This window comes from Janthinobacterium woesei (genome assembly GCF_051380875.1).
Classification (GTDB): domain Bacteria; phylum Pseudomonadota; class Gammaproteobacteria; order Burkholderiales; family Burkholderiaceae_D; genus Janthinobacterium.
The window spans coordinates 71,562-83,770 of sequence record NZ_JBNYXW010000008.1 but is presented as its reverse complement, the minus strand read 5'-3'; the positions used below and the strand labels follow the sequence as shown (position 1 = coordinate 83,770).

Annotated in this window: 12 protein-coding genes; 9 read left to right on the top strand and 3 right to left on the bottom strand. The window is 63.4% G+C overall.

All coding sequences use genetic code 11. From position 1 onward, the window contains the following. Window positions 1-141: 141 nt before the first annotated feature. The 3 genes from ACQ4W6_RS10740 to ACQ4W6_RS10730 all read left to right on the top strand — a co-directional run bounded on the left by ACQ4W6_RS10740 (window position 142) and on the right by ACQ4W6_RS10730 (window position 1,982). The gene (locus ACQ4W6_RS10740) at window positions 142-813 is read left to right on the top strand and encodes a DNA-binding protein (RefSeq protein WP_436567185.1); all 672 of its coding nucleotides are present in this window, start codon (window positions 142-144) and stop codon (window positions 811-813) included. Window positions 814-984: 171 nt separating this feature from the next. After that, the gene (locus tag ACQ4W6_RS10735) at window positions 985-1,329 is read left to right on the top strand and encodes a KfrB domain-containing protein (protein ID WP_436567184.1); all 345 of its coding nucleotides are present in this window, start codon (window positions 985-987) and stop codon (window positions 1,327-1,329) included. Window positions 1,330-1,358: 29 nt separating this feature from the next. Then, complete coding sequence (locus ACQ4W6_RS10730) at window positions 1,359-1,982, top strand: IncP plasmid survival protein KfrC family protein (protein WP_436567183.1); 624 nt, start codon at window positions 1,359-1,361, stop codon at window positions 1,980-1,982. Here ACQ4W6_RS10730 and traM read toward each other — a convergent pair. The 3 genes from traM to ACQ4W6_RS10715 are packed head-to-tail and all read right to left on the bottom strand — an operon-like array spanning window position 1,962 to window position 3,504. Next, window positions 1,962-2,399, bottom strand: a complete 438-nt coding sequence (gene traM, locus ACQ4W6_RS10725) for a conjugal transfer transcriptional regulator TraM (RefSeq protein WP_436567182.1) — start codon at window positions 2,397-2,399, stop codon at window positions 1,962-1,964. The two genes, ACQ4W6_RS10730 and traM, sit on opposite strands and share 21 nt — an antisense overlap. After that, window positions 2,399-3,124: a nucleotide-binding protein gene (locus ACQ4W6_RS10720; protein ID WP_436567181.1), complete on the bottom strand. Its 726-nt coding sequence runs from the start codon at window positions 3,122-3,124 to the stop codon at window positions 2,399-2,401. The genes traM and ACQ4W6_RS10720 overlap by 1 nt, the downstream gene beginning before the upstream one ends. Then, window positions 3,124-3,504: a TraK family protein gene (locus ACQ4W6_RS10715; RefSeq protein ID WP_436567180.1), complete on the bottom strand. Its 381-nt coding sequence runs from the start codon at window positions 3,502-3,504 to the stop codon at window positions 3,124-3,126. Before ACQ4W6_RS10715 ends, ACQ4W6_RS10720 begins: the two co-directional genes overlap by 1 nt. A gap of 371 nt (window positions 3,505-3,875) precedes the next feature. Between ACQ4W6_RS10715 and traJ the strand changes: the two genes are divergently transcribed. From traJ to ACQ4W6_RS10685, 6 genes are read left to right on the top strand one after another with little or no spacing between them, the layout of a single operon-like run. Next, complete coding sequence (gene traJ, locus ACQ4W6_RS10710; protein ID WP_436567179.1) at window positions 3,876-4,304, top strand: conjugal transfer transcriptional regulator TraJ; 429 nt, start codon at window positions 3,876-3,878, stop codon at window positions 4,302-4,304. A 12-nt stretch (window positions 4,305-4,316) separates the two neighbouring features. Then, on the top strand, window positions 4,317-6,512 hold the full coding sequence (gene traI / locus ACQ4W6_RS10705) for a TraI/MobA(P) family conjugative relaxase (protein WP_436567178.1): 2,196 nt from the start codon (window positions 4,317-4,319) through the stop codon (window positions 6,510-6,512). Further along, the gene (locus ACQ4W6_RS10700) at window positions 6,509-8,419 is read left to right on the top strand and encodes a type IV secretory system conjugative DNA transfer family protein (RefSeq protein WP_436567177.1); all 1,911 of its coding nucleotides are present in this window, start codon (window positions 6,509-6,511) and stop codon (window positions 8,417-8,419) included. Before traI ends, ACQ4W6_RS10700 begins: the two co-directional genes overlap by 4 nt. An 11-nt stretch (window positions 8,420-8,430) precedes the next feature. Beyond that, a complete protein-coding gene (gene traF / locus ACQ4W6_RS10695; protein ID WP_436567176.1) occupies window positions 8,431-8,952 on the top strand; it encodes a conjugative transfer signal peptidase TraF in 522 nt (173 codons plus the stop codon). A gap of 44 nt (window positions 8,953-8,996) precedes the next feature. Beyond that, entirely contained in the window at window positions 8,997-9,266 is a 270-nt protein-coding gene (locus ACQ4W6_RS10690; protein WP_436567175.1) for a hypothetical protein, read from the top strand. Next, entirely contained in the window at window positions 9,238-12,027 is a 2,790-nt protein-coding gene (locus tag ACQ4W6_RS10685; protein WP_436567174.1) for a zincin-like metallopeptidase domain-containing protein, read from the top strand. Before ACQ4W6_RS10690 ends, ACQ4W6_RS10685 begins: the two co-directional genes overlap by 29 nt. Window positions 12,028-12,209: the final 182 nt, after the last annotated feature.

Here is a 12,209-nt window from a genome sequence, read left to right as displayed (position 1 = left end):
TGGCCGACGGGCTCAGCGTCGCTATTGGCACAGGCATGCCCGTATGTTATTACATCAAACAGAGCGTCATTGAGGTACGTCAATATCAGTAGAAATAGGAAGAATAATATTATTCCTATGACTTGAACCACGGAGGCGATCATGAATCTGTCGGGCGAGCTGTATGAGCGTATCTGTGTTGCAGCCGATGCCTTGCATGCGCAAGGTGGTGGGGCGGCGTTTCCGACGGTCGATGCGGTGCGCAAGGCGGCCAGGGTCAGCATGAACGATGCCAGTGCGGGCATGCGCGAGTGGCGCCGCGCACATACCGTGCAGGCAAACGCGGCTGCGGTCGCCGTGCCCGAGAAGGTCCGCGAAGCGGGAATGACTGCCCTGGCGGGCGTATGGAGCGAGGCGCAGGCGCTGGCGGGCGAGTCGCTGCATCTGGCGCAAAGTGCCTGGGACGCGGAACGCACTGAATCCGAGGTGCTGGCGCGGCAACTGGCCGATGCCTATGAAGTGCTGGCGGCTGACTTTCAGGCGTGCCAGGCGCAGCTCGACATTTCTCGTGCCGAGGCGCAGGAAATGGCGCACGAGAAGGAGCGCTTGCTTGCCAGCTTGACCGAAGCGCAGGCAACTGCCACGCTGGCAAACGCGCGCACGCGGGAGATCGAACGCCGCGCTCTTGAATTGCGGACGGAACTTGACCATGCGCACCAGGACATGGCCCATGCCAGGGCCGAACTGGCGCAGACGCATCTGAACTACGGTAATGAAATGAAGGCAGTCAGGGCGGAAGCGGCTGCCCTTGATCTGACGGTGTCGCGGAAGTGACGCATTCCCAGGCAGGAGGATCCGGCGGGTGACGCCGTCATGGCGCCGTCGCTTGACGCACGCGGCATCGCTTGCACGTGGTGCGCCTGCGGTGAACGCCCAGCATTAAAATGCCTGGCTACCGAACGAATTGGCCGGTTTTACGTCCTATCGATAAACAGGAGCGTATTGATGAAGCAACGAGTCTTGGTGATGAACGGGCAGCGCCTGCTGCAAAACGAGCAGGGCGGGCAGTGGGCCACCAGCAAGGTTGACAAGGCCGGCGCGATCAAACCTGGCATCTACGATATCTATCTGGCGGGAATGGCCGACAAGGCGAAGACGTATGATGGTGTCATCCTGCACGCCGATGGCGCCAGCGTGTATCAGCAGGTGGGCAAGACATTGATCAAACACGCTGCCAGCGATTTCGCTAAAGTACCTGAGACGGGCATCGACTCCAGTGTCAGCTACCAGGACGGCCATGCGCTCAGCAGCAGCTCGACCGTCAGGCAGGGGCGCAAGTTGAGCCGATAGGGTATGCCGCTAAAACCGGAGGCGAGATCATGAGCAGGTCCATGGACAGGCCGCAGCAAGCCGTTGCCACCCCAGCCAGTGCACGAGCTGCCGGCGGCACCGCCGAGATGCAGGCCGACGCGCAGCTGTACCAGGCGGCCGAAGAGCAGTTGGAACAGGCCGCGATGATCGCTTCGGCACCGCTGGAATCGCCATACAGTATGGGGCTGGCGGCGCAGGTCGAGGCAAAGCACGAGCAGGTGGAGCGCATCGAGGACAGGCTAGAGAGCCTGATCGAATCGCAGACATCGCGCCTGCAGCGCACGCAGATGCAGCAGCCGGGTTTGCTGGCGTTTCCCGGCACGCGCACGCAATGGCAACAGCAGGTGCAGCAGCAACAGAAGTCCCTGCAGCGCCTGCTGGGCCGCCTTGAACTGGTACGCGAGGTGCGCGACAGCATGGGCGTGCATGCGCCGCGCATCGAGGAGTTGGCCGCGCGCAAGCTTCGTCTCCAGCATCCCGAACTGGCCAGCGAGTGGGATGCGCTGCAGCAGGCGCAGCGGTTGCACCAGCTGCTGCAGCGCCAGAGGACAGAACAGCAGGGCTTCGAACGCGGCCAGGTGATTCAGTCGGGACGCAGCATGCGATTGGGACTATCGCAGCACGATCCATAAGACCAGCGCCGCCGCCAGCATGGTGAACATGGACGCGATCACGTTCAACATTGCCATGACCCGGGCAGCGTGCACAGGGCTGGCGAGTTGTTGCAGGGCCTCGGCGATTTCCTGGCGCGCGGCCCTTGCCGCCTGCTGTCCTCCCTCCTGCATGGCAGCTGCCATGGATTCCCTGGCGGCCGCCAGCGCCGCATTGACGATGCGTTCGGCCTTTTCCCTGGTGTCCGTGCTCCAGCGGCGCGATAGCTCATCCATTTCCTGCTTGAACTGATCCAGCTGGACCTGCTGGGCCTTGGCACTGTCCTGCAGCAGGCGGCTGTTGATGGTTTGCAAAATCAGAATCGGATCGTCGCGCGAGACGGCGATGCCGTGTTTTGCGGCAATTTCCCGTAGTAGTTCCTCGGTCTGGTCGCCCATCACAGCACCATCGCGGCATCGAGCTCGCCGTAGACCAGGCGCCGGATGATGCCCAGGCGCTGGCGCGTCATGATCGACAGGGATTCCTGTGCCAGCGCCTCGTCGAAGGTCAGGCGGTGTTGCAGCATGTCGGCCAAGTCGCGTCCAAAAGTTTCCTTTTTCAGCACGGGCAGCCGGACGATGGCCGACAGGCGTTCCTTGTTGGCCAGATAGGTTTTCATCTGTTCGAAACCATTGCCCTCGTATTCGACCGGGCCCCAGTAGGGGTTGAGCCAGGCGATGAAGCGGGTTTCCGCCGGAAACTGGCTGGCAATGTGGGCAAAGCCGCTGATGGTATCGAGCAGGGCCTGGCCGCCTGTGATGACGGTATGCACGATCAACTCGTGGCCCAGTTCTTTCAGCAAGGCCGGGATCTGGTTGCTGATCAGGTAGTGCGACAGCGGCACGAAGGAGCTGGCGCCATTGTCGATGATGGTGTCCCCGTGCTCCTGTGCCACCAGATCGATGAGGGCATCGAAGCCGCGCGGATCGATCTCATTGTCCTCCATCAATTCGATGCGCCGTACCTGCAGCGCCTGGTAACCATGGAAGGTGGCATTCACTGGATCGGTGTCGATGCACAGCGGCATGCGGGCCTTGCTGAGCATATATTGGGCGAGGACGGCGGCGATCAGTGACTTGCCGACGCCACCTTTACCCTGCAGCATCATGTGGATATGGGCCATTACAGTAGCTCCTTTTTGTTCGGAATCGGGTTGAAATGAAAGCCGGCCGGCGCCGGTGCTGGCCTGGGCGCGATAGTGTCCGGCCTCTGCACTGCCGCGCTGGCCGTTCGGGATGCAGGTCGGTGGAGCTCCGGAAGCTCCTGGGCTGGGCTGCTGGATTTCTGCATGCGATGCACGTGCTTCAGGAAAGTGTCGTAGCCGAACGGTATGCGTCCCGATGCATGCAGATGGCGCCAGATGGTATTCATGGCAAAGCCCGCCGCCAGCGCGGCGCGGACATCGTCGCTGACGGCCAGAAAAGCGACCTGATACTGGTCACGCCGCGCTGGATGGTTGCGTTTGAGCCAGTCACTCAGTTGTTCGGCATAGGGTTTCTCCATGGTATTTATTCCCCCTCATGTTGTGCGGAACATGCACGGTTACACCACAAATCTGGCACGGTTGAACCACAAATCTGACACGGTCGAACCCTGATATGCCACGGTTGAAAGCAGATAAGGCCTTTAAAGGCCTTTTCGGAATAGTGACCGATACAATCCGCTCCGTTTTGTGCCAGAACAAGGGTTAAACCGAAAGCCTGTCCTACGATAAAAGGGTTCGGTCGCTGTAAGGGCCGGGGCAGGATAGGTGAAGTTAGCTAACCGGCAGGCCGGTTATCTATCTTCACAATGCTCCTTATTCGCGCCTGCGGCGCTCAACGGACATCCTGCTCTGCGAGGCCTGCGCGTGCCGCGCCAACCAGGAGGACGCCATGGATGAATCAACACAAGCCACTACCCGCAAGGCCCGGCAGCTGCGCGTGCCGGTGCTGCCCGCCGAAGAGGCGCAGATCAAGCGGCTGGCAGCCGCAGCAGGCTTGCCGGTGGCGGCCTATCTGCGTAAGGTGGGGCTGGGCTACCGGCTGCCGGCCATCCTCGATCACCGGCGCGTCGAGGAACTGGCGCGCATCAATGGCGACCTGGGCCGGCTGGGCGGCCTGCTGAAGCTCTGGCTGGCGGACGACATGCGCACCGCTGCATTCGGCGAGGCGACGATCCGCGCCGTCTTGTCGAAAATTGCTGATACCCAGGATGAATTGCATGCCGTGATGCGTGCCGTGGTATTGCGGCAACCGGGGACGAAGAATTTAGCCGCTAAAGAAATTGCCTGCACTGGCAGGGCACCGGCGGCAGGGCTATAGGGGGAGAGCAGCATGATCGCCAAACATGTTCCCATGAAAGTAGCGAAGAAGAGCGGCTTTGCCAGTCTCCTGGCATACCTGGCCGATGCGCAGGCCAAGCGGGAGCGCGTCGGCTGCGTGACCGTCACGAACTGCCAGTCGGACCAGGCCGCATTCGCCATCACCGAGATCTTGAACACCCAGGCGCAGAATCAGCGCGCGTTATCGGACAAGACCTATCACCTGATTCTCAGCTTTCCGGCCGGCGAGGAGCCGGCACCGGCCGTGCTACAGGCCGTGGAAGCGCGCATCTGCCAAGGGCTGGGGTATGGCGAACACCAGCGCATCAGCGTCGTGCACCACGATACCGACAACCTGCATGTGCACATCGCCATCAACAAGATCCATCCGTCCCGCTACACCATCCACCAGCCGTACCGGGATCATGTCACCCTGGGATTGTTATGCGCCACACTGGAAGAAGAATTCGGCTTGCGGCGTGACAACCATCAAGCGCGGCAGACGGGCGCCGCCAGCCGTGCCATGGACATGGAACGCCATGCCGGCATCGAGAGTCTGCTGGGGTTGGTGCGCCGCACATGCCACGCGCAGATGCAGGACGCGGCAACATGGCAGGAATTGCACGGCGTGCTGCAAGCTCACGGCCTGGTGCTGCGCGAACGCGGCAACGGCCTTGTCATTCTGGCCCAAGACGGCACTGCCGTAAAGGCCAGCTCGGTGCACCGCGACTGTTCCCGGGCACGCCTGGAGGCGCGGCTAGGGTCCTTTGTTCCGGGGCCAGCCGGGATAGACGACGGGCATGCCAGCTATGTGCGTCAGCCGCTGCGCTTGCGCGTCGCAACTGTGGAACTGTATGCGTGCTACCAGGAACAGCAGCAGGAAGCCATCCGGGTGCGCACCGATGCTTTGGCTGGGGCACGTGGGCAGCACAAGCGGCTGATCGCCGAGGCGAAGCGCCGGGGCAGGCTCAAGCGGGCGGCAATCCAACTCATTCAATGTGGCCCCCTCGCCAAGCGCATCTTATATGGGGCCACCGCCAGCACTCTGATGGCGGAAATCGAACGCGCCAACAGCAGCTACCTCGCGCAGCGCCGTGCCATCCGCAGCCAGCATGGCCGCTTTGCATGGGCCGACTGGCTGCGCGCCCGTGCCGCGGCTGGCGACGCGCAGGCGCTGGCCGCCCTGCGCGCACGCGACGGTGCGCACGGTTTGGCAGGCAACACCCTGGCGGGCAGGGGAAACCGGCCGCTGGTCCCGGGCGGTTTGCTGCAGGACAGCGTCACCAAACATGGCACGCTCATTTATTGCGCTGGCTCTACCACGATACGCGACGACGGGCATAAGCTGAAAATCACGCGCGGTGCCACGCAAGCGGGCTTGCAGGTGGCGCTGGACATGGCGCTGTCGCGCTATGGCAGCTGCCTGCATATCGGCGGTAGCGCCGTGTTCCAGGACCAGGTCATCCAGGCGGCGGCTGCCGCGCACTTGGCGGTCACGTTCGACGACGCCGTGCTGGAGCGGCGCCGGCAGGAACTGTTACGTGCACATGGCACGAAGGAGAGCCAGGATGAGCAAGCAAGGAAACCTCTCAGTAACGAGCAGCCCCGTAAAGGCACAGCGCGACGCGCTGCTGGAGCAGGCGCTGGAGTCCCTGGAGCGCCCGTCGCCACAGAGGCCAGAGCAGGAACGACCGGATCCCAGTCCCAGCCCGACCCTGGCGGCGTTGGACGCCATCCGCCGCCCGCAGCTAGGCACCGCCTGCGAGAGCTGCCGCAACTCGGTATGGTTCGCATCGGCAGTGGAGCTGAAGTGCTATTGCCGCGTGATGTACCTGGTCACATGGAGCAGCAAGGAGCCGCAGCAGATCAGCGCGTGCGACGGCATGTTCCTGGGCGGGGAGGAGTAGCGCAATTGCAGGAATCGGCGTCGGCGGCGGTGGATGCTTTCCTTCTTGAGCGGGAACAAACAAGGCCTGGATTGTCCGATATACCGAAATTTGAACGATATGATGGTGTCAAGGGGAGCGCTGTTTTTGCAGGGTTGCACGAGTCGGGCGGTCAGATGCTGGCGCTTTTGGCGCGGGGCGAGGTAACGATGGTCCTGCCAGTAAGTGGCGCAGCGGCAAGGCGCTTGCAGCAGCTTGCTCCTGGCGATGCCGTCAGCGTGACGCTTAAGGGCGTCATCAAGACAAAAGGACGGACCAGATGAAAGACAGGTTCAATAATGCAGTCGGCCCCCAGGTGCGCAGTGCGCGGCGCGGCGCCGGCAAGGCCATTCCCGCGCTGGCCGCGCTCACCCTCGTTGGCGGCTTGCAGGCGGCCACCCAGTTCTTTGCCCACGCTTTCCACTACCAGGGCGCGCTGGGCTGGCATGCCAGCCAGGTGTATCCACCATGGGCCATCCTTGGCTGGGCGGCCAAGTGGCGTGGCCAGTACCCGGATGCGCTGATGCAGGCGGGCAGCGTGGGCATCAGCGTCGCCGGCATCGGCCTGATCGCGCTGCTGGTAGCCAGGATGATCTCGGTGAATTCGGCCCGCGCCAGCGAGTACCTGCACGGCTCGGCCCGCTGGGCGAATATCCGCGATATCCGCGCCGCCGGCCTGCTGTCCAGGCCGCGCTCGTTGTGGCAGTTGCTGGCCGGGCGGGCGCAGCCTGCCAGCGCTGGCGTGTACGTGGGTGCATGGCTGGACCGGGCAGGGCAGCAGCATTACCTGCGCCACGATGGGCCGGAACATGTGCTGACGTACGCGCCCACGCGGTCCGGCAAGGGCGTTGGGCTGGTGGTGCCGACCCTGCTCGCGTGGCCGCAGAGCGCCGTCATCACCGACTTGAAAAGCGAGCTGTGGGCGCTGACCTCGGGTTGGCGCCAGAAATATGCCAGGAACAAGGTGCTGTATTTCGAGCCGGCGGCCGCCAAGGGCAGCGTGTGCTGGAATGCGCTCGACGAGATTCGCCTCGATACCGAGCACGAAGTGGGCGACGTGCAGAATCTCGCCACCCTGATCGTCGACCCTGACGGCAAGGGGCTGGAGACGCACTGGCAAAAGACCAGCCAGGCACTGATCGTGGGCGTCATCCTGCATGCGCTGTACAAGGCGCGCGCCGAAGGCACGACGGCCACCTTGTCCGTGGTCGACGCCATGATGGCGGACCCGAGCCGGGGCATTGGCGAGTTGTGGATGGAAATGATCACCTACAGCCACGCCGCCGGGCGCAATCATCCGGTGGTGGGTTCGGCCGCGCGCGACATGCTCGACCGACCCGAGGAGGAAGCGGGCTCCGTGTTGTCGACAGCCAAATCCTATTTGTCGCTGTACCGCGACCCCATTGTCGCGCGTAACGTGAGCCGCTCGGAATTTTGCATCCGCGACCTGATGCACCTCGACAGTCCCGTCAGCCTGTACATCGTCACGCAGCCGACGGACAAAGCGCGCCTGCGCCCGCTGGTGCGCGTGCTGGTCAACATGATCGTGCGCCAACTGGCCGACCGCGTCAGCTTTGAAAACGGGCGTCCCGTCGCGCGTTACAAGCATCGGCTCCTGATGATGCTCGATGAATTCCCCAGCCTGGGCAAGCTGGACATCATGCAGGAGTCCTTGGGCTTCCTTGCGGGCTACGGCATCAAATGCTACCTGATCTGCCAGGACATCAACCAGCTCAAGAGCCGCGAAACGGGCTATGGCCCCGATGAAAGCATCACGTCGAGCTGCCATATCCAGAATGCCTACCCGCCGAACCGGATTGAGACGGCCGAGCACCTGTCCAAGCTGACGGGCCAGACCACGGTGGCCAAGGAGCAGATTACGACGAGCGGCCGCCGCACCAGTGCCTTGCTGGCCCAGGTGTCGCGCACCATCCAGGAGACGCAGCGCCCGCTGCTTACGCCCGACGAGTGCCTGCGCATGCCTGGCCCCGTTAAGTCGGCCAGCGGCGACATCGAGAAAGCTGGCGACATGGTTATCTATGTAGCCGGCTATCCGGCGATCTACGGCCGCCAACCGCTTTACTTCCGGGATACGGTCTTTCAGGCGCGCGCCTCGATTCCCGCGCCGGGCAAAAGTGACAAGCTGCACCACACGCACCGGCCTGCGGCCGGGGAGGGCATACGGCTATGAATAAGGCATGCATGAAACTGGCGGCCTGGAGCGCCATGCTGGGCGTCGCGCTGCTGGTACTGGGCATGGTTGGACATCTGACAGGCGCGCGCGTCAACGTCAGCCGCAGCATCCCACTGGGCCTGTACTGGACCAGCAGCGCACCAGTATCGCCCGGGCGCTACGTGATGTTCTGTCCGCCCCAGCTGGGCGTGTTCGATGAGGCGCGGCGGCGCGGCTACATCGGCGCGGGATTCTGCCCTGGCGGCTATGGCTACATGATGAAGAAAGTGCTAGGTACAGGCAATGACTCGGTCAGCGTGGCGTCCGATGGCGTGCGCGTCAACGGGCGCCTGCTTGCGCGCAGCGCGCCGCTGGCCGCCGACGGCAATGGCCGTCCCATGGCCCGGTTTCAGTCCGACAAGTACATCCTCAGCGAGTACCAGTTGCTCCTGATGGCGGACGCCAACCCCAGGTCATTCGACGCGCGCTACTTCGGCCCGGTCCAGCGCGCGCAGGTCCGGGCCGTGATCGTTCCGGTGCTGACCTGGTAGGGCATCCCTCTTTTCCAAGCACCTATGACAGGATGAGCTCTACGATGAGCCAGCAAGATATGGGCAGCGGCAGCGAGATGGCAGACGCGCAAGCCATGGCAGCCGTCCTGCGCGAGAAACTTGATGATGCCGCCGTGCCTGGCGGTGTGGCCGAGTTCGCGCCGGACGAGGCCGAGCAGGCGGGCGCCTTTGCGGAGGATGCCCTGGACGAACAGGATGCGGCGGCGGGCGCCATCGACCTGGCCGATGCCAGCGCGCCGCCTCCCTTGATAAGGAGCAGAGACCATGAGCGACATACCCAAGTCACTGATTGAAACGATCGCCGACAAGTTGATAGCGCAGTTGAAGGAGGGTACGGCACCCTGGCAAAAGCCGTGGCAGCCGGGCGAGCCGGGAGCATTCCTGCCATTCAATCCCACCACGAGCAAGCGCTACAAGGGCATCAACGCCCTGCACCTGATGAGCGAAGGCTATGCGGACCAGCGCTGGATGACCTACAAACAGGCCGCCTCCGCCGGTGCGCAGGTGCGGCACGGCGAGAAGGGCACGCCCATCCAGTACTGGAAATTCAGCGAGGAGCAGGGCCAGACGGATGCCGGCGGCAAGCCGGTGCTGGGTAGCGACGGCCACCAGGCGAAGCAGGCCGTCAGGCTGGAGCGGCCCCAGATGTTCTTTTCGACGGTATTCAACGCAGCGCAGATCGATGGCCTGGCGTCTTTGCCACCCCGGGCACCTGCTGCCTGGGTGCCTGCCGAACGGGCGGAGACGATACTGCAGGCGTCAGGCGCAGCGATTGAGCACGGCGGACGCGACAGCGCCTTCTACCGGCCGTCGACCGACACCATCCACCTGCCAGACAAAGGGCAGTTCGCCACGGCAGACAATTACTATGCGACGGCGCTGCATGAACTGGGACACTGGACCGGGCATGCCACGCGGCTCGACCGTGACCTTGTCCACCCCTTCGGCAGCGAAGGGTATGCGCGGGAAGAGCTGCGCGCGGAAATTGCCAGCATGCTGTTGGGGGACGAGCTGGGCATCGGCCACGATCCCGGCCAGCATGCGGCGTATGTCGGATCGTGGATCAGGGTACTGCAGTCCGATCCGCTGGAGATTTTCCGCGCCGCCTCCGGGGCCGAGAAGATCCAGGCGTATGTGCTGGGGCTGGAACAGGTGCAGACGCTGGCGCAGGCTGCGGCACCGCAGCAGCAGGCGCTTGCTACAACGGATGATGCACGCATCATTGTCAGCGAGCGCGTTGGCGGAAAGGATCTTTTTTCGCAGTCGTTTGCCACCCTGGACGAAGCGGCGCGCTGCTATGTGACGAAGTCGGCGGGTGCCAACCGGAGCATGGCCGCTGCCGACGGGCGAGTGCTCGCCAGTGTCGTGTGGGGCCCGGACGGCGATTTCGAATGCGAGCGCTTTGCTACGCCGGAAGTCGAAGCTGTGGTGGCTGTGGCGCAGAACGGTTACTGGAAGACGCTCGATGCTGTGCAAGAAAATACGCGCGCGGACCAGACAGCAGGGGAGGTTATCATGCTGGCGGAAACGAAAAATGAAGGTGACAGCGAGGTGGTGCAGGCGCAGCTGGCACAGTTTGAGCAGGGCAGCGGGCAGACGCCTGCGGGCCAGGCTGTTCCTGGCGAATCCGTCATACTGCTTGCCGTGCCATTCAGGGAAAAAGAGGAAGCCAAAGCCCTGGGTGCCCGCTGGGACAGGGCGGCGCAATCGTGGTCAGTGCCGCCAGGCGTCGATCCAGCCGTGTTTGATAAGTGGCACAGTAAACCCGCTGCGGATGGCACTGGCGGACAGGCGCCGCGAGACGGCGAAGAAGCCGCGCCGCACCAACCGCGCCGATACCTATCCGTGCCCTACGGCGAACGCAAGCTGGCCACGGCCGCTGGCGCTGCATGGGACAAGGTGGCGAAGTCCTGGTATGCGGGAGCGAAGGCGAACATGGCGCGGTTGGCACGTTGGATACCCGGCAAGGTCGGCGTCCAACAGGACCCGGTCATGACCGCACAAGAGGAGTTTGCTGGCGCGCTGCGCAGCTTGCGCTGCGTGGTGAGCGGCGAGCATCCCATGATGGATGGACGAAAGCACCGGATCACCGTGGAAGGCGAAAAGCATAGCGAGCATTCCGGTTCCGGCTTTTATGTCGCCCACATGGACGGCCATCCGGCAGGGCATATCAAGAACAACAAGACCGGCGAAGCAATGGACTGGAAACACAAAGGCTATACGCTGGACCCGGAGCAGAAAGCGCGGCTGCAAGCTGAAGCTGCTACTAAGTTGCGACAACGCTTGGCCGAGCAGGAGCAGCTGCAGGAGGCTGCCGCCAGCCGCATCGCGCGGCAGATGGCTGGCCTGGTGCCGATGACCGAACCGACGCCGTATCTGGTATCGAAAGGGCTACTGTCCACCCCGGGTGTATTCACCGACAAGACGGGCAAGACCAGCTACATTCCGGCCATCGATGTCGATGGCAAGCAGTGGAGCATGCAGTACATCGGCGAGGACGGCGCCAAGCGCTTCGCGCGCGACAGCCGCAAGACAGGCTGCTTCCATGCCGTCGGAGGCCTTGACGCGCTGGTTAATGCGCCAGCACTGGTCATCGCGGAAGGCTATGCGACAGCCGCCAGTCTGTCCAGGTCACTTGGCTTCGCCACGGTCGCCGCCTTCGACTCCGGCAACCTGCCGCTTGTGGCGAAGGCGCTGCACGGCCGTTTTCCGGCCAAACCGGTGATCATCGCCGGCGACAACGACCAGCATCTGGAAGCAACGCAGGGCATCAACCCCGGCAAGGACAAGGCGCAGGAGGCGGCCCACCTGACCGGCGGCCGTGTGCTGCTGCCCATCTTTGCGCCGGGTGAGCTGGCGGCCGACCCGAAGGGATACACCGATTTCAATGACCTAGCCAGTAAGAGCCGGCTGGGAATGGATGGGCTGGACCGACAGGTGCGGCCAGCCGTGGAGTCTGCCATCGAAAGCCGGCATGCCAATAGCAATCAAGATGCCTTGTCTATTACACGGGAACCGCTGCAGCGCCGGCTGGTCAGGTCTGGGCAGCAATGACTACGTGCATGGCGCCAGCCATTGTGCGCGAACCGGAGAGTTGCAAGGTCGGCGTAGACGCGCGCATCGCCATCGGCGGCACCGCCTACCTGGCGGAGCCGGACATGGCCGGCGAGACCGTTGTCCTGCAGTGGGCTTGTTCGACGACGAAACATAGAAATCGTTGTGCGAGACGTCAAAAC

Excerpts from the sequence above, each read along its gene's own strand:
- ACQ4W6_RS10740 (WP_436567185.1), top strand. The coding sequence starts at position 142 with ATGAATCTGTCGGGCGAGCTGTATGAGCGTATCTGTGTTGCAGCCGAT.
- traF (WP_436567176.1), top strand. The coding sequence starts at position 8,431 with ATGAAACTGGCGGCCTGGAGCGCCATGCTGGGCGTCGCGCTGCTGGTA.
- ACQ4W6_RS10715 (WP_436567180.1), bottom strand. The coding sequence starts at position 3,504 with ATGGAGAAACCCTATGCCGAACAACTGAGTGACTGGCTCAAACGCAAC.
- ACQ4W6_RS10700 (WP_436567177.1), top strand. The coding sequence starts at position 6,509 with ATGAAAGACAGGTTCAATAATGCAGTCGGCCCCCAGGTGCGCAGTGCG.
- ACQ4W6_RS10685 (WP_436567174.1), top strand. The coding sequence starts at position 9,238 with ATGAGCGACATACCCAAGTCACTGATTGAAACGATCGCCGACAAGTTG.
- traJ (WP_436567179.1), top strand. The coding sequence starts at position 3,876 with ATGGATGAATCAACACAAGCCACTACCCGCAAGGCCCGGCAGCTGCGC.
- ACQ4W6_RS10720 (WP_436567181.1), bottom strand. The coding sequence starts at position 3,124 with ATGGCCCATATCCACATGATGCTGCAGGGTAAAGGTGGCGTCGGCAAG.
- traM (WP_436567182.1), bottom strand. The coding sequence starts at position 2,399 with ATGGGCGACCAGACCGAGGAACTACTACGGGAAATTGCCGCAAAACAC.
- ACQ4W6_RS10730 (WP_436567183.1), top strand. The coding sequence starts at position 1,359 with ATGAGCAGGTCCATGGACAGGCCGCAGCAAGCCGTTGCCACCCCAGCC.
- traI (WP_436567178.1), top strand. The coding sequence starts at position 4,317 with ATGATCGCCAAACATGTTCCCATGAAAGTAGCGAAGAAGAGCGGCTTT.
- ACQ4W6_RS10690 (WP_436567175.1), top strand. The coding sequence starts at position 8,997 with ATGAGCCAGCAAGATATGGGCAGCGGCAGCGAGATGGCAGACGCGCAA.
- ACQ4W6_RS10735 (WP_436567184.1), top strand. The coding sequence starts at position 985 with ATGAAGCAACGAGTCTTGGTGATGAACGGGCAGCGCCTGCTGCAAAAC.